Below are 24,163 nucleotides of genomic sequence, written 5' to 3'. Positions count from 1 at the left end.
CGCAAAAACTTCACGATCTTCCCGCTCTCTTTGTGCTATAGTCACGGCGCCCGGCGTCACTGGCGGCGGTTCAGCGCGAAGTTCGGAGGTTTATTTTTGGCAACCGGAAAGAAATCAGGCAGGAAAGGGAAACCGTCAGGCGGAGGTCGCCCTCCGTATCTCGCCCTCGCTGTTGTTGTAGCAATCATCGTTGTCGCCATCCTCCTCCTGGAACGGACGAGGAGCACGCGCCCTGTCCAGGAGCCGCGACCACACCCCCCCGTCGCATCGACAGAAGCTCCGGCTCCGCCCCCTGCCGAGCCGGCCGCCCCGGCTGCCCCGGCCGTCGTGGCTCCTTCCAAGACTCCCATGCCCCGTCACGCCGCTCCGCTGAAGGGGCACGGCTCCCTTGCCATCATCGTGGACGACATGGGGGCCAATATGCAGGAAGCAATGGAGCTCCTCTCCATCGATCTTCCCATCACCTTCTCCGTCATCCCGAGTCTCGCCAAGGCTGCCGCCGTGGCCGAGGCGGCTCATGGCGCGGGAGAAGAGGTGATGGTGCACATGCCGATGGAGCCGCAGGGGTATCCGAAACAGCGCCTGGAGAAGATAGGGCTGCTGGTCTCCATGGATGAGGAGGAGATCGAGAGGCGGGTCAATGGCTACTTCGCCTTCGTCCCCCATGCGGTCGGCGCCAACAACCACATGGGGTCGCGTTTCACCGAGAGGCTGGACAAGATGGCGCCGGTACTAAAGGTGCTGAAGGAGCACGGCGTCTTTTTCGTCGACAGCCTCACCTCCCCCGCCTCGGTGGGGTACAAGACCGCGCGGGCCGCGGGGCTGAAGTGCGGGATGCGGCAGGTCTTTCTGGACAACGTGCAGGACGTGGGGGCGATCAGGAAGCAGCTCGCGCAGGCAGCCGCAGTGGCCACCAAGCGCGGCGCCGCCATTGCCATCTGCCATCCGCACCCGGCGACGATAAAGGCGCTGAAGGAGATGATGCCGGAACTGAAGGAAGGCGGAATACAGCTGGTGCATGCTTCGGATCTGGTGAGTTGAGAAGGAGAGAAGTGAGCTGCAGCGTGGAGGAATAAGGAAGAAAAGCCTTCGGCAGGCCCCTGAAAGGAACCTGCCGAAGGTTTGAAAGCATTTAATGGCTAGATCTGTGCCGCGATCTTCTTTCTAAGCTTCAGCATCTCGCGGTAGCTGTCCTCCACGAGGATGCCGGCGGGGTTCTCTCCGTTCACCGGGTGTACCATCAGGAAGGCTTCGCGCAGCTCGCCGTTGTAGCCGCCGAGCGTCCCCTGGACGAGGGTGGTGAAGCGGTCCTCTCCCCCCTGCTGCGCCAGCGGGTATTCCCGCTTCAGCAGGTGGCCGCCGGCGAGGGAGAAGCGGTGGAAGGTGACGCTCCTCTTCTCCGTATCCTCTTTCGGATCGAAGATAAAGACCGACTCCCGGGCCGCCTCGTCGATCATGACGCGGGTCGGGTCGTCCGCCGGGAGGTTCTGGTCGATGCGGTAGACGGCGGACATGAGGAAGCGCGCGAAGCAGTCGGCCTCCACGAAGCCGCTGACCGCGCCGTCGGATGACTCGCAGTAATGCGCGAGCTTCGCCCCTTCTTCCAGCGTCGCATTGCACAGGAGGCATTCCGATTTGAGCCCGGTGAGGCGGCCGAAGTACGCTTCCTTCTTCCGCGCGTCCTCTTCGCTTTGCCACCTGTCGAAGAGGAGCGCCCGCGGCTCCTTCGTTTGGTGGTATTCCTGCAGCGCGATCTGGCCGAGCTGGATGAACTGGCCGAAGACATCGGTGCCGCGCCCGTGGGTGAAGATCGGGTAGATCCTTCCGTCCGGGTTGGTGTTCAGGCTCTCGACCTTCGGACTCTTGGAGATGTAGGTATCGACGCAGCGGTAGCCGCGGTTGATGGCAAACGCCTTCAGAAGCGTCTTCTGATCCTTGAAAAGTCCGTCGAACTTGATCCTCTCGTCGATCAGGCAGGGGACGAGCGACAGGCTCTTCCGGTCCAGCCCCCTCCTGTCGAAGAGCTCGAAGATGTTCCGGCAGTTGTCCATGCTCGCCATGTCCTTGATCGGCACGAAGACGCGGTCGGCGGCGTAGAGCGCATTCTGCGTCAGCACGTCCAGGTCCGGGCGGGTGTCCACTATGAGGATGCCGGGGATCTCCGACGCGGCAAGTATGCGCGCCAGCATCATCGGCCCCTTTATCGACCCGCGCAGCTCGGGGAGCGTGTTGGAGGAGGGGATGTAGTTCACGCCGTACTGCCCGGTGTGCAGAAGCTGGTGGCCGGGTGTCTCCAGGAGGAGGTCGGCGACGCTGCCACGCAGCGGCTGCCCCTTGATGGAGAACATCTTGTCGATGGTGAAGTGGTTGTCGAATGAGAAGATGGAGACCGGCACATTCTCGTCGAGGGCCTTCAGGAAGATGGCGAGATTGGTGGCCAGAGTCGTCTTGCCCACCCCTCCTTTTTCGGAGGAGACAGTAATCACATAGGGGTATTTTTTCATGGCGCGGGATTCTAGCATCGAAGCTCGGCGGCGGTCAACCGGTTTGACACGCCGGGAGCCGTCGTGCTAGAAACGGCGACCGCTTTCCGTGCAGGAGATCTCCGCAGCGACGGAATGCCCTGAAATCGGGTGATTCGCAAGGATCATGACAGCGCCGGTAACGTCCCCTCCCCCCTTGGGGGGAGGGACAGGGTGGGGGGGAAGGTGCCGCCATTTTAGCGGCTCGCAGCGTCACCCACCCCCTGTCCCCCTCCCGTCGAGGGAGGGGGGACGAGCAAGATCATGTAGGCCGGAATAAGCCACAGCGTTTCCGGCGGTCCACTTTTCAGGTGGGAGAATAAAATAATGCGTCTCTACAACGAAAGACGGATCCTCACCGTAACCCAATTCACCGCCCTGGTGCGCGGGGTGCTCGAGGAGAATTTCGAACACGTCTGGGTGGAGGGGGAGATCTCCAACCTCTCCCAGCCGCAGTCGGGCTACCTGTACTTCACCCTGAAGGATGCCGGAGCTCAGCTGCGCACCGTCATGTTCCGCACCGCAGTGCGCAGCCTGAAATTCACCCCCCAAAACGGCATGCGCGTCCTCTGCCGGGGGCGCGTCACGGTGTACGAGGCGCGCGGCGACTACCAGCTCATCATCGAGTACATCGAGCCCCAGGGGCTGGGGGCGTTGCAGCTTGCTTTCATACAGCTGAAGGAGCGCCTGGCGAAGGAGGGGCTCTTCTCCGAGACGCGCAAGAAGCCGATCCCTGCTCTCCCCCAGAGGATTGGTGTGGTGACCTCTCCGACCGGGGCCGCCATCCGCGACATCCTTACCGTGCTGTCGCGCCGCTTCTCCAACGTGGAGCTTCTCATCGTCCCGGTGCGGGTGCAGGGGGACGGGGCGGCGCAGGAGATTGCGACCGCCATCGATGACCTGAACCGCCACGGAAAGATCGACGTCATGATCGTCGGGCGCGGGGGTGGATCGCTGGAGGACCTGTGGGCCTTCAACGAAGAGGTGGTGGCGCGTGCCATCGCCCGCAGCGCCATTCCGGTCATCTCCGCGGTGGGGCACGAGACCGACTTCAGCATCGCCGACTTCGTGGCCGACCTGCGTGCCGCGACCCCGTCCGCCGCGGCGGAAGTTGTGGTGCGCAGCAAGGCTGCCTTGACCGCCGAGGTCTCCTCCCTGTCGCACCGGATGATGATGGCGATGGAGCGCACGCTCGAGGGGCACCGGGGGCGGGTGCAGAGCCTCTCCCGGGCAGTGCAGGATCCCTCGCGCGTCCTCGGACGGCTCTCCCAACGCGTGGACGACCTGAGCGAGCGCATGGAGCGCCAGGTGAGGCATCGCCTCGGCCGTGAAAGCTCCCGGACCGAATCCCTTTCCTGTCGGCTCGAGGTACAGAATCCGGCGATGCAGCTAAAGAAGGTGCAGGCCCACGTGGAGAGCCTCACCTCCCGGGCGCAGTTCGCCATGGAGCGGCGGCTGATCACGGCCCGCGACTCCCTCAAGTTTGCCGGAGCCACCCTCCATGCGGTCTCCCCCCTCGCCACCCTGTCGCGCGGCTACTCCATTGCCCGAAAGCTCCCGCGCCTCGAGGTCGTGCGCGACAGCAGGCAGATCGCGCCTGGCGACAGGGTGGAACTGACCTTTGCAAAAGGAAGCGCCCTGTGCTCCGTGGAGGAGTCGGACGGGGCAGGCAAACCTTGACTGGCCACAGGCAATCTGTATAATGAGCTCATTTTTTGCCCGGGGTGCCCGATGGCGGTAGAAAAGTTTGAAAGTGCGCTGAAAAAGCTCGAGGACGTGGTAAAGAAGCTGGAAAGCGGGGAGCTCTCCCTCGATGAGTCGCTGAAGGCCTTCGAGGAAGGTGTGAAGCATTCCGCCTTCTGCAGCAAGAAGCTCGACGAAGCAGAGCGGCGTGTTGAGCTCCTCCTGAAGCAGAGGGACGGAAGCTTCCACAAAAAGCCGTTCGAAGAGGAAGAGCAGGAATTCTGAAGCATCGATCGCGGCGAAAGTCCCGTCACCCATATTGAAAGAGAGATGAAACCATGGATCTGAAGGATTATTTGAAGAAAAGGTGCCAGATGGTGGACGAAGCGCTGGAACATGTGCTTCCCCATGCGGACGAACTCCCGAAGTCACTGCACAGCTCCATGCGATACTCCGTCTTTGCCGGCGGAAAACGTGTGCGCCCGGTCCTCGTCCTCGCCGCCTGTGACGCGGTAGGGGGGGACACCGCACAGGCGATGCCCGCTGCCTGCGCGCTGGAGATGATCCATACCTACTCGCTCATCCACGACGACCTTCCCGCCATGGACGACGACGATTTCAGGCGCGGCAACCCCACCAACCACAAGGTGTACGGCGAGGCGACCGCCATTCTTGCCGGCGACGCGCTCCTCACCGAGGCCTTCATCCTTCTCTCCCGCCCTGACAAGGGGGCGGATCCTGCGGCGCGCCTGCGGGTGATCCACGAGATCGCGGTAGCCTCCGGTTCCCACGGCATGGTCGGTGGGCAGGTTGTGGACATGGAGAGCGAAGGGGGGGACGTCGAGATCGACCTCGCACTTCTTTCCTACATTCACACCCACAAGACCGGAGCGCTCATCCGGGCGTCCGTGCGTGCCGGCGCCATCCTCGGCGGAGCCAGCGACGACGCCCTGAAGGCCCTTACCCGCTACGGCGACGCCATCGGCCTCGCCTTCCAGATCGCCGATGACATCCTCGACATGGAAGGGACCACCGAGGAACTCGGCAAGGACGCAGGGAGCGACGAGGCCCGCGGCAAGGCCACCTACCCGCGCCTCGTGGGGCTCGACGCCTCCAAGCAGCGCGCTCGCGAGCTGGTCGACATCGCGCTCGAATCCCTCTCCGCCTTTGATGAGCGTGCGGAGCCGCTGCGCGCCATCGCCAGCTACATCGTGCAACGGAAATCGTAAATGCCCTCTCCCATACTTGATCGAATAACGGAGCCGCGCCAGTTGCGGGGGCTGTCCCTGAAGGAGCTGGAGCTCCTGGCGGCCGAGCTGCGCGAGAAGATCATCGCGACCTGCTCGGCAAACGGCGGCCATCTCGCGCCGAGCCTCGGCGTCGTCGAGCTCACCATCGCGCTGCACCGCGTCTTCGAGTCCCCGAAGGACAAGATCGTCTGGGACGTCGGTCACCAGGCGTACGCCCACAAGCTTCTCACCGGCAGGAGCGACTCCTTCGGGACGCTGCGCACCTTCGGGGGGATCAGCGGCTTTCCGAAACGCAGCGAGTCGGCGCACGACTCCTTCGACGTCGGGCACTCCTCCACCTCCATCTCCGCGGCCCTCGGCCTCTCCGTGGCGCGCGACCTGAAGGGGCGTCGCAACAAGGTGCTGGCGGTCATCGGGGACGGTTCGATGACCGGCGGTATGGCGTACGAGGCGCTGAATCATGCAGGGGACCTGAACAAGGACCTGGTGGTGATCCTGAACGACAACGAGATGTCCATCTCGGAAAACGTCGGCGCCCTCTCGAACCTCCTTTCCCGTACCATCACCAGCGACTTCGTGCACAAGATCAGGAAGGACGTCGGCGCCTTCCTCGAAAGTCTGCCCCGCGTCGGGAGCAGTGCGCTCCAGATCGCCAGAAAGGCGGAGGAGTCCCTCAAGGGGCTCTTCACCCCGAGCATGCTCTTCCAGGCCTTCGGGTTCGAGTACATAGGGCCTATCGACGGTCACAACATCCCGCTCCTTTTGGAGACCCTCGAGAACGTGAAGCGCTTCGACGACGCCGTTCTCATTCATGTGCTCACCAAGAAGGGGAAAGGGTACACCCCCGCAGAGTTCAACCCCGCACTCTTTCACGGCGTCGGCCCCTTCGACATCCCCACCGGCAAGGTGCTGAAGGGAAAGGGGGGAGGCGCCTCGTACACGGGCATCTTCGGTGAGGCGCTGAAAAAGGTCGCAGCCGAAAACGAAAAGATCGTCGCGGTGACAGCGGCGATGCCGGACGGCACCGGCCTCACCCCCTTCGGGAAGGAATACCCGGAGCGTTTCTTCGATGTGGGGATAGCCGAGCAGCATGCCGTGACGTTCGCAGCCGGACTCGCAGCGGACGGTTTCACCCCCGTTGTCGCACTCTACTCATCGTTCCTGCAGCGCGCCTACGACCAGCTCTGCCACGACGTGTGCCTGCAGGAGCTGCCTGTCGTGCTGGCGATCGACCGCGCCGGCGTCGTCGGAAACGACGGTCCGACCCATCACGGCGTCTTCGACCTGTCGTACCTGCGGCACCTCCCCGGCCTCACCGTCATGGCCCCGAAGGACGAGAACGAGCTCCAGCACATGCTCTTTACCGCGACGCAGCTGAAGGCCCCTGCGGCACTGCGCTACCCGCGCGGCAACGGGCTTGGCGTCCCCATCGACCAGATCCTCCATGAGATCCCGGTAGGGAAGGGGGAGTTGCTGCGCGACGGAGCTGACGGCGCCCTCATAGCGGTCGGCACCATGGTCGCCCCCGCCCTCCAGGCGGCGCAGGCGCTGGCGGCGGAAGGTATCGATGTTGCCGTCATGAACGCCCGCTTCGTGAAGCCCCTCGATCGCGAGCTGATCCTCTCCCTCGCAGCGCGCGGCCCCGTCTTCACCATCGAGGAGAACGTGGTGCAGGGGGGCTTCGGGACTGCGGTGCTGGAACTCCTGGAAGAGGAAGAGGTGTACGGGGTGCGGTTGACGCGCCTCGGCTTCCCCGACTCCTTTGTCGAGCAGGGGGAGCAGGGGGAACTGCGCGCCAACTACGGCCTCGACGCCGCAGGCATCGCCGACAGCGTGCGCAAGGTCCTTGGAGAGATGCAAGGGGCGCAGGTGGAGGCTGAAGAGGAGCTGGGGTAGCTGCCGAGGCTCCGGCGCGCTGGCACCTCGTGGCACATGTAGGCCGGAATAAGCGGTAGCGTTTCCGGCATTTACTCCTGAAGGGCTGCGTCTGTGGTGGACCGCCGGGAACGCTTGCGCTTATCCCGGCCTACATTGGCTCGAGCCGCCACAAGATCCGCTGACGCCACCTTTACCCTCCCGACACCTTCACCCGCTTCGAGGCCTGCTATGCGCACGACAGCTCTCCTTCTGGCGCTTCTCCTGCTTCTCTTCGCGACGTCCCTCCCCGGGGCGGTCGCTGCTGCTCCCCTTTCTTCCTCTTCCAGGCTGCAGGATCTCGTCAATCGCGGCGAATACGATCAGGCTCTCTCCGAGACCAGAAAAACCCACGAACTCTTCCCCTACAACGAGACCGCCCGCGCGAACCTCGCCGCCCTCTATGCGCTGATAGCGCAGCGCGAGATGAAGCAGAACCGCTACCGGGAGGCGTGCGGGTACCTGGAGGAGGCGCGCTCGCTGGAGCCCCAAAACCTCTCCTGGCTCCTCATGCGGGGCGTTGCCCTCTACCTTGCAAAAGATTATGATGCGGCCCGGTCGGAGCTGGAGCAGGCCCCGGAGAACGTGACCGCTCTCACCTACCTTGGGAAGATCAGCTACGATACCGGCGACCTCGCCACCGCCCTCGCGCGCTGGCAGAGCGCGCTCGCCCTGGAGCCGAAGAACGCGGCGATAAAGGAGCTCGCCGAGAAGGCGACGCGCGAGGCTGCGGTGGAGTCGCGCATGGACAAGGGGTACAGCTCCATGTTCGACATCACCTTCGACGCGGAACTGCCGCAGGCGCTCTCCGCCGAAGTCATGGACGCGCTCGAGAGCGCCTACGCAACGGTCGGCGCCGATTTCGAGCTCTTCCCGCAGTCACGCGTTCCGGTCATCCTCTACACCCGCAGCGACTATCGCAGTGTCACCGAAGGGCCGGACTGGTCCGGCGGCCTCTACGACGGGAAAATCAGGCTGCCGCTCGGGGGGACGAACCACCTCACGCCGCAGCTGCGCGCCGTCATCTTCCATGAGTACACCCACGTGCTGGTGCATGAGCTCACCCGCGGCCGCGCCCCCACCTGGCTAAACGAAGGGCTTGCGGAGGTGGAAGGGCGCCGGGAATTTGCGCCGCCGCTCCACGCACTGGCGGAGGCGCGCCGCAGCAACGCGCTCCTGGGGAAAGCATCGCTAAGCGCCCCCTTTACCTCTCTCTCCGGCAACAAGGTGCTCCTTGCCTACCAGCAGAGCTACTCGCTGGTGCAGTTCATGGTGGAACGCTACGGGTGGTACGCCGTGCGCCAGATCCTGAAGAGCCTCGGGGAGAGGGTGCCGGTGGAGAAGGCTGTGGCGCGGGGGCTCCAGGACTGGTCCCTCGATCTCCCCGGAGTGATGCAGGAGTGGCAGGCGGCTCTTTCGGAGTAGGATGGGAAGTTGTGAGGCCGGCGGGGACGTTCCGGCAGGTGACGTTGGTTACTGAATAATGCAATGTGCCGTACATGCAGCGCGGCATCACCAGGGGTGGCATGAAGTTCAACTTGAAGTTCAGGAACAATTTCGTAGTCAACATCGTCGTCGCCAGTGCGGCGATCATCGTCGTAACCCTCCTCTTTCTCGCCTACCTTCGCTCCGAGGCGATTCGCGACGCCAACCTCGCCCAGGAGGTCCGCATAAGGACCCTCATGGCCCTCCTCATGGAAAAAGGGGACGACTTCCACATCGAGGACGGCGTCCTCAAGGTCGGGAAGTACCCGCTGGACGGCAACACCGAGATGGTGGACCGCATCCAGGCGATCTTCGGGGGAACAGCCACGATCTTCAAGGGGGACATCAGGGTTGCCACCAGCGTGCTCCTCCCTGACGGCCGGCGCGCCGTCGGCACCCGCCTCACCGGCCCTGCATACGACGCCATCTTCAAGAAAGAGGGAGGGTACCGCGGCGAGACCCTGGTTCTCGGCGAGGAGTACTTCACCGCCTACGACCCGCTGCGCGACCGTTCCGGCCGCATCATCGGCGCCATATACGTCGGGGAGCGCAAGGACGAATTCTTCTCCCTCTACAATGGGATCAAGCTGAAGGTCGTCCTCACCGCGCTCGTGCTCATCCTCGGATTCTCCGGATTCTCCTTGCTCCTGGTGCGGGAGCGGAAGGGATGGGCCATCGCGGTCCAGTCCCGCGAAAAGAAGATGCTGGCCATCCTCAACAACATCCCGGACAGCGCCTGGCTAAAGGACGAGGAGAGCCGCTTCATCGCCGTGAACGAGCCGTTTGCGAAGGCGGTGGGGCTTCCCCACGAGGAGATCGTGGGGAAGACCGACTACGATCTCTGGCCGCTGGAGCGTGCCGAGGCGAACCTCGCCGAAGACCAGCAGGTACTGGCGACCGCCCGGAGAAAGGAGCTGGAAGAGCGCGTCACCGATCCCAGCGGTGAGGAGAGGTGGCTGGAGACGGTGAAGACGCCGATCTTCGACCGCAACGGCGAAGTGGCAGGGACCACCGGGATCTCGCGCGACATCACGGCGAGACGGCGCGCGGAGGAGGAGCTGCGCTTCACCCGCTTCACGGTCGACAGGGCCGCGGACGCCATCTGCTGGGTCGAGGAAGACGGCCAGATCAGCTACGCCAACTGCGCCGCCGGCCGCTATCTCGGCGCCTCGCGCAGCAACCTCCTCGCCATGTCCGTCTTTGAGGTGGTCCCGGAGTACACCAGGGAGTCGTGGGCGGACCAGTGGGAAGTGCTGCGCCGCACCGGCTCCATGACCTTCGAGACGAGCATCCGGGCGACCGGCGGCGCACTCATCCCGGTGGAGGTGAGCGCCAACTACCTCACCTACAACGACCGCGCCCGCAACTGCCTCATAATCCGGGACATCTCGGAGAGACGGCGTTTCGAGCAGAAAAACCGGGAGACCCTCTCCATCCTCAGCGCAACGCTCGAGTCGACCGCCGACGGTATCCTCGTCGTCGATCTCAACAAGCACGTGGTCATGCGCAACCGCAAGTTCGAGCAGATCTTCAACCTGACCCCCCAGATGCGTGCTTCCTCCGATTACCGCGCGTTTCTGAAGCACCTTCAGGGGCAGCTCAAGGACCCGGACCCCTTCATCGCGCAATTCGAGGAGGAGAGCGCGCATCCGGAGCGTGAAAGCTCGGCGGTCGCGGAGTTTCGCGACGGCAGGATCGTGGAGATCTTTTCCTCACCGCACCGGATCGAGGAGCGGGTGGTGGGCCAGGTGCTGAGCTTCAGGGACGTCACCCTGCAGCGCAAGATGGAGAACCGCCTGCGCTCGTCGCAAAAGGTGGAGGCGCTCGGCACCCTCACCGGCGGCATCGCCCACGACTTCAACAACATCATGACCGCCATTATCGGGTACGGCTCCATGGCGCTGGAAAATGTGGAGACGAGGTCGGAGGCGCGGGAGCATCTGGAGCTTCTCCTTTCCTCCGCGGAGCGCGCCTCCCAGCTCACCCAGGGGCTCCTGGCGTACAGCCGCAAGCAGAGCCTCGCCCCCGCCGTCTTCGATCTCAACGAGCTGGTGCTCGGCGTGGAGCGTTTCGTGCCGCAGATGACGCTGCCGGGGATCGAGCTTTCCGTGCAGCTCTCCCGCGAGACGCCGCACGTCCTCGCCGACCGCGCCCAGATCGAGCAGGTGCTCCTGAACCTGATTGCCAATGCACGCGACGCCATGGCCGGCCCGGGAAAGATAGTCATCGCCACCGGTACGGCACACCTCGACGACGCCTTTATCGCGGCGCAGGGGTACGGCAAGAGCGGCGAGTACGCCATCCTCTCCGTCTCGGACACCGGCTCCGGGATGGACGCTCGGACCCTGGAGCGCATCTTCGAGCCGTTCTTCACCACGAAGGAAGTCGGGAAGGGTACCGGTCTTGGGCTCTCCATCGCCTTCGGTACCGTAAAACAGCACGGCGGCTTCATCAACGCCTTCAGCGAGCGGGGGCAGGGGAGCACCTTCTGGATCTATCTCCCCCTCTCCGCCGAAAGGGTGGCGGCTGACAGCTGCGGGGAAGCGCCTGCGAAAGGGAAGGGGGAGACGATCCTTCTCATAGAGGACAACCGCGAGGTCAGGTCCCTCTTTCGCGAGGTGCTCGCCCGCAACGGGTACGAGGTGATTGAGGCGATCAACGGGGCGGACGGTGTGGCGAAGTTCCGGGAGCGGGGTGCCGATGTGCAGCTTCTGGTCATAGATGTGGTGATGCCGCTGAAAAACGGGAAGGAGGCATACCAGGAGATCTGCAAGATGCGCGGCGACGTGAAGGCGATCTTCACCAGTGGCTATACCGACGACCTCATCGACAGGAAAGGGCTGATGGAGCAGGGGCTGCGTTTCATCCCCAAGCCTGTTTCACCTGCCCGGCTCCTGGCGGAATTGCGCCAGATGCTCGATTGACCGGAAGAGGGGCGGACGCTATACTCTCGCGCTACTGGAACCGTTCCACGGCAACCGGTGCGGGAGCGCACCCCGGCCCGGGCCGTGTGGAGATAAGTAAAGCCGCAGCAGAGGAATCAGCAGGGAGTTCAGCTTGATATTCGGCACTGGTGTTGACATCGTTGAGATCGCTCGCTTCGAGCGCTTTGTGAAAGAAGGGAACGATCCGCTCTTCCAGCGGCTCTTTACCGCCGGCGAACTCGCCTACTGCTCCGGAAAGAAGCACTCGGCCCAGCACTACGCCCTGCGCTTCGCCGCCAAGGAGGCGTTTTTGAAGGCGCTGGGGACAGGGCTCAGGGCGGGGCTTTCCTGGCAGGACATGGAGGTCGTGCACGACTCCATGGGGAAGCCATCTCTTTCGTTGCGGGGACGGGCACTGGAACTCTTCCGGGAGGCGGGGGGCGTCTCCTGTTTCCTCTCACTCTCCCACGATGCCGGGTGCGCCGTGGCCATGGTGATACTGGAGCGCTAGATGAAGGTGGTGACGGGCGAGACGATGCAGGGGATCGACCGCAAGGCGATCCACGAGGTGGGGATCCCGGGCAGTACCCTCATGGAGGGCGCCGGCAGCGCCTGCGCCGACGCCATCATGCAGCACTACGGCCGCGGGAGCCGCAAGAGGGTGCTCATCGTCGCCGGGAAGGGGAACAACGGCGGCGACGGCTATGTGGTTGCGCGCCTCCTCCGGAAGGGGGGGTGGGAGGCGCAGGTCCTCGTTCTTGCCACCGCTGAAGCGATTACCGGCGATGCCGCGGCAAACCTCGCTCTCCTGGAAGGGCGCGACGTCATCTTTGCTCCCGAAGGCGCCGGTTCTTATCGGGGACTCTTCGACCGCGCCACACTCCTCGTCGATGCGCTCCTCGGAACCGGAGTCAAAAGCGAGGTAGCCGGCGTCTACGCCGAAGCGATCGCCATGATGAACGAGGCGAAGGTCCCGGTGGTCTCCGTGGACATACCTTCCGGGGTCGACGCCGCCACCGGAAGGATTCTCGGCACCGCGGTCCGCGCCGACCTTACCGTCACCTTCGCCCTGCCAAAGCTCGGAAACATCCTGCACCCCGGGGCTGAACTGTGCGGTGCGCTGCATGTCGCGGATATCGGGATTCCGGAAGAGCTTCTGGAAGAGGCGCCGGGGGTGGAACTGGTCGACTTCGACTCTGCCGCGCGTCTCGTGCGGCCGCGCACGCCGCTCGCCCACAAGGGGAGCTGCGGGCACGTCCTCATCATCGCCGGATCCACCGGAAAGACGGGAGCCGCGGCCATGGCGGCAAATGCCGCCGTGAGGACCGGCTCCGGCCTGGTCACGCTGGCGATCCCGGCCTCGCTGAATCCGGTTCTGGAGGCAAAGACGACGGAGGCGATGACGGTGCCGGTAGATGACCGCGGCCGCGGCTTTCTGCCGGCCGGTGCACTTCCCACTCTCCTCCGGTTTGCGGAGGGGAGGGATGCGGTGGCAGTCGGTCCCGGGATCGGAGCGGCACGTTCCACCTTCTACCTGGTGCATACCCTCGTCGAGGCTCTCCCCCTTCCGCTCGTTCTCGATGCCGACGCCCTCAATGCACTGGCCCTTGCCCCTGAGCTTCTTTTGAAGAGACGGGGGGCAGTCACGGTCCTTACCCCTCATCCGGGAGAGATGGCGCGCCTGATCCGCGGCACCATCGCAGACGTGGAGCGGGACCGCCTTGGCGTGGCCCGGGACTTTGCCGTCCGCTACGGCGTGCACCTCGTCCTTAAGGGGTCGGGGAGCGTCGTCGCCGCCCCCGACGGCTCCGTGTCGATAAACGGCAGCGGCAATGCGGGGATGGCCTCGGGGGGGATGGGTGATGTCCTCACCGGCCTCCTCGTTTCTTTGCTCGGCCAGGGATATCCCCCCTTCCAGGCTTGCCAGCTCGGGGTCTTCCTGCACGGCTATGCGGCAGACCTCATCGCGCGTGAGAGGGGGATGGCGGGGATGAAGGCGACGGAGGTGCAGGAGTCTCTCCCCGCGGCGCTCGGGCATCTGGCACAGGCGGGAGCGTTAAAGCTCTCGAAGTAGTATCATGAAGAAGGAGCTGCGCCTGTGCGGACATCCGGCGGGCGCGGCCTGACATTGCCGCGGCTTCGAGCCGCGGCATTAGAAACGGAGAGGACCTATGCTGAAAGCAAAGGATGTTATGACCAGGGACGTCGTCACCGTGACGCAGCAGACCTCGGTGCGGGAGCTGGCTGCTCTTCTCGACGAGCGCCGCATCGGCGCTGCCCCCGTCGTCGATGAAGCCGGCAATCTGATTGGCATCGTCTCGGAATCCGATCTGGTGGAGCAGGACAAGAGCCTGCACATTCCCACCGTGGTCTCCATTTTCGACTGGGTCATCTACCTCGAGAGCGGCAAGCGCTTCGAAAAGGAGCTGCAGAAGATGACCGGTGGGACTGTCGGCGACATCTTCACCCCCGAGGTGCATACCGTCGGCCCGGAGACCCCCCTTAGCCAGGTGGCCGATCTCATGACTGACGAGCGGGTGCATCTCGTTCCGGTCGTGGAGGGGGCTCAGCTCTTAGGCGTCATTGCACGCATCGACCTCATCAGGACGATGCGCTCGTGAGGGATGCGGTAACGATAGCGACGCGGGCACCTCTGGAGACGGAGCAACTCGGGCGGAGGGTCGGTCGCCTCCTCGCCCCCGGGGATTTCCTTGCCCTTACCGGCGAGCTGGGGGCGGGGAAGACCCGCTTTGCCAAGGGGGTCGCGGAGGGGCTCGGCGTTGCCGAGGACACTCCCGTCACCAGTCCCACCTATACCATCCTCAATATCTACGAAGGGCGCATTCCCCTTTATCACTTTGACCTGTACCGTTTGCGCGGCGCTGAGGAAGTGGAGGAGCTCGGCTTCGAGGAGTACTTCTACGGCAGGGGAGTGAGCCTCGTCGAGTGGGCGGAGCGTCTGGAGGGGGAGCTTCCGGCGGATCTTCTCACCGTGACCTGCCGCCATCTTGGCGACGAGGAGCGCGAATTCACCTTTGCTGCCTCGGGCGTTCGCTCAGGCTCCCTTCTGGCCGAACTTGAAGCAGCACTGCAGGAGATATAGCCGCTACCTCGTTTGCTGAGGCCTCCGTGTCCTTGTAGGCCGGAATAAGCGCAGCGTTTCCGGCAGCCGTTTCAACCTGAGACTGCTGTGTGCCGGGAACGCCTTCGGCTTATCCCGGCCTACATTTTAGTGCAAAGGGTGTCCCGCGCAGACTGTATTTAGGCGGGAATCACGCAAGCCCTTAAGGGTGCTATTCCTATCTCGTGTTTAAAGCCATGAAACTGCTGTTTACCCGGAACCCCTTCGGCCGACTAGTGACCTACATGTTATTGATGTGAATGAGATCTCGCGGTTGAAAAAAGTGCTTTACCCATTGGATTAATCTTGGTAATAACAGTGTTCCGCGCGCGGCGGCTTCGGCTGCCGTTCGATATTCAGGACAAGGAGGACGGACATGGCCTTAGTGGTCCAAAAATACGGCGGTACCTCGATGGGGTCCGTCGAGAGGATACGCAACGTCGCCAGGAGGGTCGCAAAGACCTATGACGCCGGAAACGATATGGTGGTAGTGGTTTCCGCCATGTCCGGCGAGACGAACAAGCTGGTGGCGCTGGCAAACGAGATGAGCGAGTTCCCGGACAGCCGCGAGTACGACGTGCTGGTGGCGGCGGGGGAACAGGTCTCCATCTCTCTCCTCGCCATGTGCCTGAAATCGATGGGTTACGACGCAAAATCGTACCTGGGGTTCCAGGTGCCGATCGTCACCGACAACTCCTACAGCAAGGCGCGCATCGAGGAGATCCCCGACACGAAGATGCGGCAGGACCTGGACAAGGGGACGATCCTCATCGTCGCCGGATTCCAGGGGGTCGACGACAGTGGCAACATCACCACCCTCGGGCGCGGCGGTTCCGATACCTCGGCGGTGGCGCTCGCTGCTGCGCTGAAGGCGGATGTATGCGAGATCTACACGGACGTGGACGGGGTCTACACCACCGACCCGAACATGGTGAAGGACGCCAGGAAGATCGAGCGTATCACCTACGAGGAGATGCTGGAGCTCGCCAGCGTCGGCGCGAAGGTGTTGCAGATCCGTTCCGTCGAATTCGCCATGAAATACAACGTGGACGTGCATGTGCGTTCGAGCTTCAACGACAATTTGGGAACCATGGTTACCAAGGAGGATAAAGATATGGAAGCAGTGCTCGTCTCGGGCATCGCCTATGCCAAGGATGAAGTAAAGATTGCGGTCATGCAGGTGCCGGACAAGCCCGGGATCGCGGCTCAGATTCTCACCCCCCTCTCCGAAGCGAACATTTCCGTGGACATGATCGTGCAGAACGTGAGCGAGGCGGGTTCCACCGACTTTACCTTCACGGTCACCAAGGGGGACTTCAAGAAGGCTCTCGCCATCACGAAGGAGACGGCGCAGGCGATCCAGGCGAAGGAAGTCCTCACCGACGAGAACGTCGCCAAGATCTCCATCGTCGGCCTCGGCATGAGGAGCCACGCAGGGGTGGCCTCCACCATGTTCAAGACCCTCGCCGCCGAGGGGATCAACATCCAGATGATCTCCACCTCCGAGATCAAGATCTCCGTCGTTATCGACGAAAAGTACACCGAGCTCGCCGTGCGCGTACTGCACGACGTCTTCGGGCTGGCGGGGAAAGAGTAACGTCCTTTCGCCCACCTCGTGGGAGCGTGCTGCTCCGGCCCAAGGGGTGAGGAAGGAAGTGCTGTAAAGACGCCGTTTAAAGGTGGGTAAGATGAGCCTTGTAAAACTGTACGATACGACGCTCCGCGACGGAACTCAGGCGGAGGACATCTCCTTTCTGGTGGAGGACAAGATTCGCATCGCCCACAAGCTGGACGACTGCGGTATCCACTACATCGAGGGGGGGTGGCCCGGGAGCAACCCGAAGGATGTGACCTTCTTCAAGGAGATCAAGAAGGAGCGGCTCTCCCAGGCGAAGATTGCCGCCTTCGGCTCGACGAGGCGGGCGAAGATCACTCCGGACAAGGACCAGAACATCCGCACCCTGGTGCAGTCCGAGGCGGACGTGGTGACGATCTTTGGCAAGACCTGGGATTTCCATGTCCACGAGGCGCTGCGCATCTCCCTGGAGGAGAACCTCGAGCTGATTTACGACTCCCTCGTCTATCTGAAGGAGCGGATGCCGGAGGTCTTCTACGACGCCGAGCACTTCTTCGACGGTTACAAGGCAAATCCCGCGTACGCCATCAAGACGCTGGAGGCTGCAGCGCAGGCGGGCGCCGACTGCATCGTTCTTTGCGACACCAACGGGGGGACCCTCCCCTTCGAGGTCGCCCGCATCGTTTCGGAAGTGCGCCAGATCATCACCACTCCTCTCGGGATCCACGCCCACAACGACAGCGAGTGCGCCGTGGCGAACAGTATCGTGGCGGTGGAAAACGGCATCGTACAGGTTCAGGGGACAGCCAACGGCTTCGGGGAGCGCTGCGGCAACGCCAATCTCTGCTCCATCATTCCGGCGCTAAAGGTGAAGATGGGGAGAGACTGTCTCTCGGATCAGAACATGCGACGCCTGCGGGAGCTTTCCCGCTACGTCTACGAGCTCGCCAACCTCGCCCCCAACAAGCACCAGCCGTATGTCGGGGACTCCGCCTTCGCCCACAAGGGGGGAGTCCACGTATCGGCGATCCAGCGCCACGCTGAGACGTACGAGCACATGCGCCCCAATCTGGTAGGGAACACCACCCGCGTCCTCGTCTCCGATCTCTCCGGGAGGGCGAACATCCTTGCCAAGGCGAGCGAGTTCTCCATCAACCTGGACAGCAAGGACCCGGTGACACTGGAGATCCTGGAGAATATCAAGGAAATGGAGAATCGCGGCTACCAGTTCGAGGGGGCTGAAGCGACCTTCGAGCTCCTGATGCGCCGCGCCCTCGGCACGCACCGCAAGTTCTTCTCCGTGATCGGCTTCCGCGTCATCGACGAGAAGAGACACGAGGATGACCAGCCGACCTCCGAGGCGACGATCATGGTGAAAGTCGGCGGGAAGGTGGAGCACACCGCAGCGGAGGGGACCGGCCCGGTGAACGCGCTGGACAACGCCCTCAGGAAGGCGCTGGAGAAGTTCTACCCGAAGCTCAAGGAGGTAAAGCTCCTGGACTACAAGGTCCGCGTCCTCCCGGCAGGGCAGGGGACCGCCTCGGCCATCCGGGTCCTCATCGAGTCCGGTGACAAGGAAAGCCGCTGGGGGACGGTCGGTGTCTCCGCAAACGTCATCGAGGCTTCCTACCAGGCGCTGATCGACTCCGTGGAGTACAAGCTGCACAAGGAAGAGGAGGGAGGGGGAATTCGCTGATGCCCCGCGCCGGACGCCTCACAGTCTGCGTCCTCGCCCTCGTCGTCTCGCTTCCTGTCTTCTTCAAAGGCCGCGCTACCCGGACCCCTTCCGGAGGCGCGGCCTTTTTGCGTGCGGATCCACACCATGTGCTGGTGCGGCTCGCCGGAGATTTCCCGCACCCCGGGGTGTATAATTATCCTGTGGGTGTGACGGTGACGACCGTCACCAAAATGACGCTTACTCCCCCCTTCCCGTCTACCGCGAACGGGGTAAATGGTGAAAAGGTACTAACAAGCGGTGATATTTTGACGCTTTCCCGTCCTGCTGCGCAAGTAGGTGTCCTATCGTTGGAAAAGATGGCGGCAGCGGAGCGGATCCTCTTCGGCATCCCCCTCGATCCCGACGATATGGCCGCTTCCGACTGGGAAGCCCTGCCTGGGATCGGCCCCGCCCTCGCGCACCGCATCGTGCAGGACCGTCACAAAAATGGCGCTTTTCGCTCTCTGGAGGGGGTATCGCGCGTTCCTGGCATCGGAGAGGGGACGCTGTCGAAGATCAGGAGGTATTTCTAACGAGAGCCAACTTCGCATGGTGTCAAGCTTTACACCTCGCTTTCCACCCCCTTTCCAAATCATTTTTGCTGAAGCATTCCTTATTGGCACGCAACATGTAAACACTCCCTAGCAGACACGATCAATTCCTATCAATGCGGAGGTTGCTATTATGAATTGCCCTAAATGCAAAGGGAGAATGTTCTCGGAAAAATATTACGACTTCGTGCGGTCTTTCGACGCCTGGAAGTGCACCTGCTGCGGCGAGGTGCTGGATCCGACGATCCTGGCGAACAGGGCGAGGAACAACAATAACCTCCTCGGCTGAGCCCTTCTGGTAAGAGCGGACCGTGCGGTAGGCGTTCCGACTATAGATGCAAAAAAAGGATTCCCTCAGTGGAATCCTTTTTTTGTGTCCGCAGAGAATTGCGGGAAGCTCTGCCTATTACTCCTCACCAGATCAAAAGACCTCTCTTTCGTTCAGGCACCCCGCGAAGCCTCCGGCACATTCGCCGGCATTACCAACTCACTATCATCGCTTCAAATCCGAAAATGCGAAGCCTGACCCCGGGTATAGCGCCCTGTCCCTGCACCATCCCCCTCCTTCCCTATCTGAGCCAGGACTTCCTGTCTCTTTCCTGCAATTTCGCAATGAGCTTCTTTTACTGCACATCTCGAGATGGGTGTCGGCTGCCGGAAATGCTGAGTCTGAGTTTATGAAGCTAATCTAGCAGCGGTTGCGGCGCCATCGAGAGCTTTTTCCTTTTTCAGTTGACAGGGGGAAGGGGGTGGGTTATAAGAGGATAAAAATGATCCGAAAGGTTCTTTATGATGGAGTTGACCCGAAAGGGAGAATACGCAATCCGCGGCATCATTTACCTGGCGCAGCAGCCCCCCGGCCAGGTTTCGCTGATAAGCGAGATCGCTGCCGCAGCCGAGGTGCCGCAGAGTTTTCTGGCGAAGATCTTCCAGAGCTTCGCAAAGATCGGGCTGGTGACCTCGTCGCGGGGGACCGGGGGCGGCTTCGTCCTCGCCCGCCCTGCATCGCAGATCACGCTGCGGGAGGTCGTGGAAGCGGTGGAGGGGCCGATTGTACCGAATCGCTGCCTCCTCGGCAACCCCTGTGATAGAAACGGGCCATGCCAGGTACATATGATCTGGAAAACGGTCCAGACCGAGGTCGTGCAGATCCTTGACGGGGTCACCATCGAGACTTTGGCTGCCGTCAGCACCGAATAGCTCAGAAACCCGCCCTTGCCGATACAAAGCGCTGCCCGAGAAGGGCAGCGCTGCGGAGGGGAGCGGGAAATTTTTTGATCTGATAAGGGATAAAAAAGATCCTTTTTAAGCTGTAAACTAACCGAAAGGGGGAGACCCCTGCAAGGAGGGAATCGATGGACGTGTTGACCCTGAGCCGACTGCAATTTGCCGTCACCAGTATGTTCCACTTCATATTCGTACCACTTACCCTGGGACTATCTGTCCTGCTCGCCTTCATGGAGACGCGCTACGTGCGAACCGGAGACGAGCAGTACCTGCGCATGGTGCGCTTCTGGGGGAAGCTTTTCCTGATCAATTTCGCCCTCGGCGTGGTGACCGGGATTACCCTTGAGTTCCAGTTCGGCATGAACTGGGCGCAGTATTCCCGCTATGTCGGCGACATATTTGGTGCCCCGCTGGCCATCGAGGCGACGGTCGCCTTCTTTCTCGAGTCCGTTTTTATCGGGGTGTGGGCCTTCGGCTGGAACAAGGTGTCGAAAAAGGTGCATCTCCTCTCGATCTGGCTGGTCGCCATCGGCACGAACCTCTCGGCCCTCTGGATCCTCCTCGCAAACGCCTGGATGCAGCACCCGGTCGGATACGTGCTGCGCAACGGCCGCGCCGAGATGGTCGATTTCCTGGCGCTCTTCACGAACCCCTTCGGGATCCTCAAGTACACCCACCAACTCGCCTCCGCCTACACCGTGGCCGGCTTCTTCGTCATGGGAATATCCGCCTGGCACCTGCTGCGCGGCTCCAACCGCTCCTTCTTCCGCGCTTCCTTCTCCCTTGCCGCCGGCTTCGCTCTCCTCTCCTCCGTCATGGTCGCGGTCATCGGCGATGCCCATGCCTTCGACGTGGCGAAGACGCAGCCGGCGAAATTCGCCGCCATGGAGTCGATCTGGCAGACGAGCTGTAACGTCCCGATGCACCTCTTCTCCTTCCCGGATGAGAAGAACGCCTGCAACCTCGTGGAGGCGCTCCCGGTGCCCGGCCTCCTGAGCCTCCTGGCACGCCACGACGCGGGAGGTGAGATCAAGGGGCTGAACTCCTTCCCCCCCGACCAGCGTCCCCCCGTCCTCCCGGTCTTCGCCAGTTTCCGCACCATGGTCGGGCTTGGCACCTACTTCATCCTCGCCTCGGCCCTTGCCTTCTTCCTCGTGCGCAGGGGGATGCTAGAGCGCTACCCGCTCTTTCTGAGGGTGATGGTGTACTCCATCCCCCTCCCGTACCTCGCCAACCAGCTCGGCTGGATCGTGTCCGAGGTCGGGCGCCAGCCGTGGATCGTCTACGGGATGATGAAAACCTCGGACGCCGTCTCCACCGCCATCACGGCGAGCCAGGTCGTCGGCTCTCTCATCGGCTTCACCCTCCTGTACGGGCTGCTGGGCTTTGTGGACATCTACCTGATCGCGAAGTTTGCCCGCAAGGGGCCTGAGGGGACAACCGTCCCGGTTGAGACCGCAGAGCCCGCAGCAGAACCGTTAACCGCCATCGGCGCAGCCGCGAAATAGGAGGGGTCGTATCATGGAATTGAACGTCATCTGGTTTGTACTGTGGGGAGTTCTGTGGGGAGCCTACTTCATGCTCGACGGCTTCGTCTTTGGCGCCGGGATGCTTCTGCCTGTTCTGGGAAAGAGTGACAGCGAGCGCCGGGTCGTCATAAATACCTTCGGCCCTGTGTGGGACGGCAACGAGGTGTGGCTGATCACCGCCGGGGGGGCGACTTTCGCTGCCTTCCCCGGGACCTACGCCGCCATGTTCAGCTACCTGTACACGCCGCTCCTTCTCCTTCTCTTCGGGCTCATCGTGCGCGGGGTGTCCTTCGAGTTTCGCAGCAAGGAAGAGGGGACCGTGTGGCGTCGGGTGTGGGACAGCGCCATCGTCCTCTCCAGCTTTGTTCCGGCCCTTCTCTTCGGAGTAGCCTTCGGGAACATATTTGCGGGGCTTCCGATGGACGCCGCCGGCTATCACGGCTCGCTGCTCGCCCTCCTCAATCCGTACGGGATCGTCTCCGGCCTCCTCTTTCTCCTTCTTTTCCTGGAGCACGGGGCGCTCTACGTGGCGGTGAAGACGGAAGGGGAGGTGAGCCGCCGCGCGCTCGCCGCCGCCCGCAAGGTTTGGATCCCCCTTGTACTCGTGGCGGTCACCTTCCTCGGTCACAGCTACTTCGCCACGAAGCTCTACGACAACTTCATCTCGACCCCGCTTCTTGCAGTGGTGCCGGTCATTGCGGTACTCTCTTTGCTAGGGGCTGGGATCCTCCTCATGCGGGAGGCGCCGCTCGCGGCGTTTGCCCTATCGTGCCTGACGATCCTCGGGGTCGTCTTCACCGGAGTGATCGGGCTCTTCCCGAACCTGATCCCCTCCAGCATCGATCCCGCGGCGAGCCTCACGATCTTCAACAGCGCATCCTCCCCCTACACGCTGCGGATCATGACGGGGGTCGCCTTCATCTTCGTCCCGATCGTCATCGTCTACAAGATCTGGGCATACCGGGTCTTCCGCGGCAAGGTACGAGGCGCCGATCTTCTGGATGGGAGCGAGGCGTACTGAGGATGGTTAGAGGGGCGCTTCCGCATCGGAAAGCGGGGAAGCGGAAGCGCCCGATGGCTCCGTAGCGGCACCCGAGAGGGGTGCCGGACCCGCCTGGAGCAGAGTCAATTCTATGTTGACAACTTCCCTTCCCCTTTGTTATTTTACCGCTTTAATGCGTTCCGCCTGTGGTTGTCCCGGACGTTCTGCCGGTTTCCCAGCGCTGACCAGGATGCCTGTCCGTCCACCGTTTCCCAGAAATCCTTCAATGGTCCCACCTTCCAAAAACCAGCAGAAGCATTGCGGCAGTGAGCCTGCCATATAAAGCGCATACAAAGAGAGGGTACATAATGCAGATCAAAGTAGAAACGCTCAGCAGCATCAAGAAGAAGATCAACTTTGAGATTCCGGCGGAGCGCGTTTCCGATGAGATCACCAAGGCTTACACCGAGATCCGCAAGCACGCGGCGATAAAGGGATTCCGCAAGGGGAAGGTCCCCATGGAGCTCATCGAGAAAACCTACAGCGAGAAGATGGCCGAGGACGTGCTGAAGACGCTGGTGAACGATACCTACTTCCAGGCAGTGAACGACGAGGGGATCTCCCCCGTCTCCTTCCCCCTCATCGAGAGCGATACCCTCACCCCGGGTCAGCCTTTCAAGTACAGCGCCACCGTCGAGGTGTACCCGGCCGTCGAGCTGAAGGAGTACCAGGGGCTCGAGGTGAAGAAGGAAAAACTCGTCGTCGACGAGGCGGTCATCGATGCGCGCCTGAAGGAGATGCAAAACAGCCTCGCGCAGCTCGTGCCGGCAGCGGAAGGGCACAAGGCAGCGACCGGCGATTTCGTCGTCTTCGACTTCAAGGGGTTCATGGACGGCGTACCGTTCGAGGGTGGCGAGGCGGAGGACTTTCAGCTGGAGCTCGGCTCCGGGCGCTTCATCCCGGGCTTTGAGGAGCAGATGGTAGGCCTTGCCGCCGGCGACACCGCGGACCTTACCGTGAACTTCCCGGAGAACTACGGCGCGAGCCACCTGGCCGGTAAGCCGGCGACCTTCTCCATCACGGTGAAGGAGATCAAGGTGAAGGAGCTCCCGGAGCTCAACGACGAGTTTGCCAAAGGGTTTGGCGAGGAGTTCGAGACCCTCGACCAGCTGAAGGAGCGCCTGAAGGAGGTCCACGAGACCCAGGAGCGCCAGCGCGTCGAGAACGAGCTGAAGGACCGCGTGGTGCAGTCCCTCATCGAGAAGAATGACCTCGAGGTCCCGGAGGCGATGGTGGATCGCCACGTCGCCAACATGCTGGAGAACACGAAGAAGCGTCTCGCCTCCCAGCACATGTCGCTGGAGCAGGTAGGGCTCACCGAGGAAAGCTACAAGTCCCAGTTCAGGGAAAGCGCCAGGACCCAGGTGAAGGGCTCCCTTCTCCTTGAGGCCGTGGCGGAAAAGGAGGGTGTGCAGGTAACCGAGGCGGACATCGAAGCGAAGGCGGAGGAGATCGCCGGGCACACGAAGAAGGAAGCCGCATACTTCAAGAACCTCTACCTTACCAACCCCCGCGCCAAGGAAAACCTCATCGCGCAGATGAGGGAGGAGAAGGCGCTGGAGCTCCTCCTCGAAAAGGCAAAGGTCGAGGAAGTAGCGAAGGAAGAAATCTAAAGGAGCATA

Annotated in this window: 20 protein-coding genes; 19 read left to right on the top strand and 1 reads right to left on the bottom strand. The window is 62.5% G+C overall.

What is annotated here, in order from left to right:
- The first annotated feature begins 96 nt into the window (after positions 1–96).
- Positions 97–1,041 (top strand): divergent polysaccharide deacetylase family protein, encoded by a 945-nt coding sequence (locus tag LPW11_RS01640; RefSeq protein WP_230996380.1) that lies wholly within the window; start codon positions 97–99, stop codon positions 1,039–1,041.
- Between the two features lie 98 nt (positions 1,042–1,139).
- On the opposite strand, the gene LPW11_RS01635 is transcribed toward LPW11_RS01640, so the two are convergent.
- Positions 1,140–2,504: a ParA family protein gene (locus LPW11_RS01635; RefSeq protein ID WP_230998233.1), complete on the bottom strand. Its 1,365-nt coding sequence runs from the start codon at positions 2,502–2,504 to the stop codon at positions 1,140–1,142.
- Between the two features lie 345 nt (positions 2,505–2,849).
- On the opposite strand from LPW11_RS01635, the gene xseA reads away from it, so the two are divergent.
- The 18 genes from xseA to tig all read left to right on the top strand — a co-directional run bounded on the left by xseA (position 2,850) and on the right by tig (position 24,154).
- The gene (gene xseA / locus LPW11_RS01630) at positions 2,850–4,202 is read left to right on the top strand and encodes an exodeoxyribonuclease VII large subunit (protein WP_230996379.1); all 1,353 of its coding nucleotides are present in this window, start codon (positions 2,850–2,852) and stop codon (positions 4,200–4,202) included.
- A gap of 51 nt (positions 4,203–4,253) precedes the next feature.
- A complete protein-coding gene (locus tag LPW11_RS01625; protein WP_230996378.1) occupies positions 4,254–4,490 on the top strand; it encodes an exodeoxyribonuclease VII small subunit in 237 nt (78 codons plus the stop codon).
- Positions 4,491–4,543: 53 nt separating this feature from the next.
- Complete coding sequence (locus tag LPW11_RS01620) at positions 4,544–5,434, top strand: polyprenyl synthetase family protein (protein WP_230996377.1); 891 nt, start codon at positions 4,544–4,546, stop codon at positions 5,432–5,434.
- Positions 5,435–7,351 carry a 1-deoxy-D-xylulose-5-phosphate synthase gene (gene dxs / locus LPW11_RS01615; protein ID WP_230996376.1) on the top strand — a complete coding sequence of 639 codons (1,917 nt, stop codon included), beginning with the start codon at positions 5,435–5,437 and terminating at the stop codon, positions 7,349–7,351. It abuts the gene before it with no gap.
- Between the two features lie 210 nt (positions 7,352–7,561).
- On the top strand, positions 7,562–8,794 hold the full coding sequence (locus tag LPW11_RS01610; protein WP_230996375.1) for a peptidase MA family metallohydrolase: 1,233 nt from the start codon (positions 7,562–7,564) through the stop codon (positions 8,792–8,794).
- A gap of 101 nt (positions 8,795–8,895) precedes the next feature.
- Complete coding sequence (locus LPW11_RS01605) at positions 8,896–11,778, top strand: PAS domain S-box protein (RefSeq protein WP_230996374.1); 2,883 nt, start codon at positions 8,896–8,898, stop codon at positions 11,776–11,778.
- Between the two features lie 133 nt (positions 11,779–11,911).
- Positions 11,912–12,289: a holo-[acyl-carrier-protein] synthase gene (locus LPW11_RS01600; RefSeq protein WP_230996373.1), complete on the top strand. Its 378-nt coding sequence runs from the start codon at positions 11,912–11,914 to the stop codon at positions 12,287–12,289.
- Positions 12,290–13,852, top strand: a complete 1,563-nt coding sequence (locus tag LPW11_RS01595; protein WP_230996372.1) for an NAD(P)H-hydrate dehydratase — start codon at positions 12,290–12,292, stop codon at positions 13,850–13,852. It abuts the gene before it with no gap.
- Positions 13,853–13,949: 97 nt separating this feature from the next.
- A complete protein-coding gene (locus LPW11_RS01590; RefSeq protein WP_230996371.1) occupies positions 13,950–14,399 on the top strand; it encodes a CBS domain-containing protein in 450 nt (149 codons plus the stop codon).
- Complete coding sequence (tsaE, locus tag LPW11_RS01585) at positions 14,396–14,881, top strand: tRNA (adenosine(37)-N6)-threonylcarbamoyltransferase complex ATPase subunit type 1 TsaE (RefSeq protein WP_230996370.1); 486 nt, start codon at positions 14,396–14,398, stop codon at positions 14,879–14,881. Before LPW11_RS01590 ends, tsaE begins: the two co-directional genes overlap by 4 nt.
- 394 nt (positions 14,882–15,275) lie before the next feature.
- Complete coding sequence (locus LPW11_RS01580; protein WP_230996369.1) at positions 15,276–16,496, top strand: aspartate kinase; 1,221 nt, start codon at positions 15,276–15,278, stop codon at positions 16,494–16,496.
- 91 nt (positions 16,497–16,587) lie between these two features.
- Complete coding sequence (gene cimA, locus LPW11_RS01575; RefSeq protein WP_230996368.1) at positions 16,588–18,171, top strand: citramalate synthase; 1,584 nt, start codon at positions 16,588–16,590, stop codon at positions 18,169–18,171.
- Between the two features lie 338 nt (positions 18,172–18,509).
- Positions 18,510–18,725 (top strand): ComEA family DNA-binding protein, encoded by a 216-nt coding sequence (locus LPW11_RS01570; RefSeq protein ID WP_230998232.1) that lies wholly within the window; start codon positions 18,510–18,512, stop codon positions 18,723–18,725.
- A 178-nt stretch (positions 18,726–18,903) separates the two neighbouring features.
- The gene (locus LPW11_RS22350; RefSeq protein ID WP_269145431.1) at positions 18,904–19,032 is read left to right on the top strand and encodes a hypothetical protein; all 129 of its coding nucleotides are present in this window, start codon (positions 18,904–18,906) and stop codon (positions 19,030–19,032) included.
- Positions 19,033–19,532: 500 nt separating this feature from the next.
- Complete coding sequence (locus LPW11_RS01565) at positions 19,533–19,943, top strand: RrF2 family transcriptional regulator (protein ID WP_230996367.1); 411 nt, start codon at positions 19,533–19,535, stop codon at positions 19,941–19,943.
- 155 nt (positions 19,944–20,098) lie between these two features.
- Positions 20,099–21,478: a cytochrome ubiquinol oxidase subunit I gene (locus tag LPW11_RS01560; RefSeq protein ID WP_230996366.1), complete on the top strand. Its 1,380-nt coding sequence runs from the start codon at positions 20,099–20,101 to the stop codon at positions 21,476–21,478.
- 13 nt (positions 21,479–21,491) lie between these two features.
- Positions 21,492–22,520, top strand: a complete 1,029-nt coding sequence (cydB, locus tag LPW11_RS01555) for a cytochrome d ubiquinol oxidase subunit II (protein WP_230996365.1) — start codon at positions 21,492–21,494, stop codon at positions 22,518–22,520.
- A gap of 329 nt (positions 22,521–22,849) precedes the next feature.
- Positions 22,850–24,154 (top strand): trigger factor, encoded by a 1,305-nt coding sequence (gene tig, locus LPW11_RS01550; RefSeq protein ID WP_230996364.1) that lies wholly within the window; start codon positions 22,850–22,852, stop codon positions 24,152–24,154.
- Positions 24,155–24,163 lie beyond the last annotated feature (9 nt).

It is taken from the genome of Geomonas sp. RF6 (assembly GCF_021044625.1).
GTDB lineage: Bacteria > Desulfobacterota > Desulfuromonadia > Geobacterales > Geobacteraceae > RF6.
The sequence above is the reverse complement of the archived record's forward strand: the minus strand, read 5'-3'. Positions and strand labels throughout refer to the sequence as shown.

Excerpts from the sequence above, each read along its gene's own strand:
- tig (WP_230996364.1), top strand. The coding sequence starts at position 22,850 with ATGCAGATCAAAGTAGAAACGCTCAGCAGCATCAAGAAGAAGATCAAC.
- LPW11_RS22350 (WP_269145431.1), top strand. The coding sequence starts at position 18,904 with ATGTTCTCGGAAAAATATTACGACTTCGTGCGGTCTTTCGACGCCTGG.
- cimA (WP_230996368.1), top strand. The coding sequence starts at position 16,588 with ATGAGCCTTGTAAAACTGTACGATACGACGCTCCGCGACGGAACTCAG.
- dxs (WP_230996376.1), top strand. The coding sequence starts at position 5,435 with ATGCCCTCTCCCATACTTGATCGAATAACGGAGCCGCGCCAGTTGCGG.
- LPW11_RS01620 (WP_230996377.1), top strand. The coding sequence starts at position 4,544 with ATGGATCTGAAGGATTATTTGAAGAAAAGGTGCCAGATGGTGGACGAA.
- LPW11_RS01580 (WP_230996369.1), top strand. The coding sequence starts at position 15,276 with ATGGCCTTAGTGGTCCAAAAATACGGCGGTACCTCGATGGGGTCCGTC.
- xseA (WP_230996379.1), top strand. The coding sequence starts at position 2,850 with ATGCGTCTCTACAACGAAAGACGGATCCTCACCGTAACCCAATTCACC.
- cydB (WP_230996365.1), top strand. The coding sequence starts at position 21,492 with ATGGAATTGAACGTCATCTGGTTTGTACTGTGGGGAGTTCTGTGGGGA.
- LPW11_RS01560 (WP_230996366.1), top strand. The coding sequence starts at position 20,099 with ATGGACGTGTTGACCCTGAGCCGACTGCAATTTGCCGTCACCAGTATG.
- LPW11_RS01565 (WP_230996367.1), top strand. The coding sequence starts at position 19,533 with ATGATGGAGTTGACCCGAAAGGGAGAATACGCAATCCGCGGCATCATT.
- LPW11_RS01595 (WP_230996372.1), top strand. The coding sequence starts at position 12,290 with ATGAAGGTGGTGACGGGCGAGACGATGCAGGGGATCGACCGCAAGGCG.
- LPW11_RS01625 (WP_230996378.1), top strand. The coding sequence starts at position 4,254 with ATGGCGGTAGAAAAGTTTGAAAGTGCGCTGAAAAAGCTCGAGGACGTG.
- LPW11_RS01590 (WP_230996371.1), top strand. The coding sequence starts at position 13,950 with ATGCTGAAAGCAAAGGATGTTATGACCAGGGACGTCGTCACCGTGACG.
- LPW11_RS01605 (WP_230996374.1), top strand. The coding sequence starts at position 8,896 with ATGAAGTTCAACTTGAAGTTCAGGAACAATTTCGTAGTCAACATCGTC.
- LPW11_RS01635 (WP_230998233.1), bottom strand. The coding sequence starts at position 2,504 with ATGAAAAAATACCCCTATGTGATTACTGTCTCCTCCGAAAAAGGAGGG.
- LPW11_RS01570 (WP_230998232.1), top strand. The coding sequence starts at position 18,510 with ATGGCGGCAGCGGAGCGGATCCTCTTCGGCATCCCCCTCGATCCCGAC.
- LPW11_RS01610 (WP_230996375.1), top strand. The coding sequence starts at position 7,562 with ATGCGCACGACAGCTCTCCTTCTGGCGCTTCTCCTGCTTCTCTTCGCG.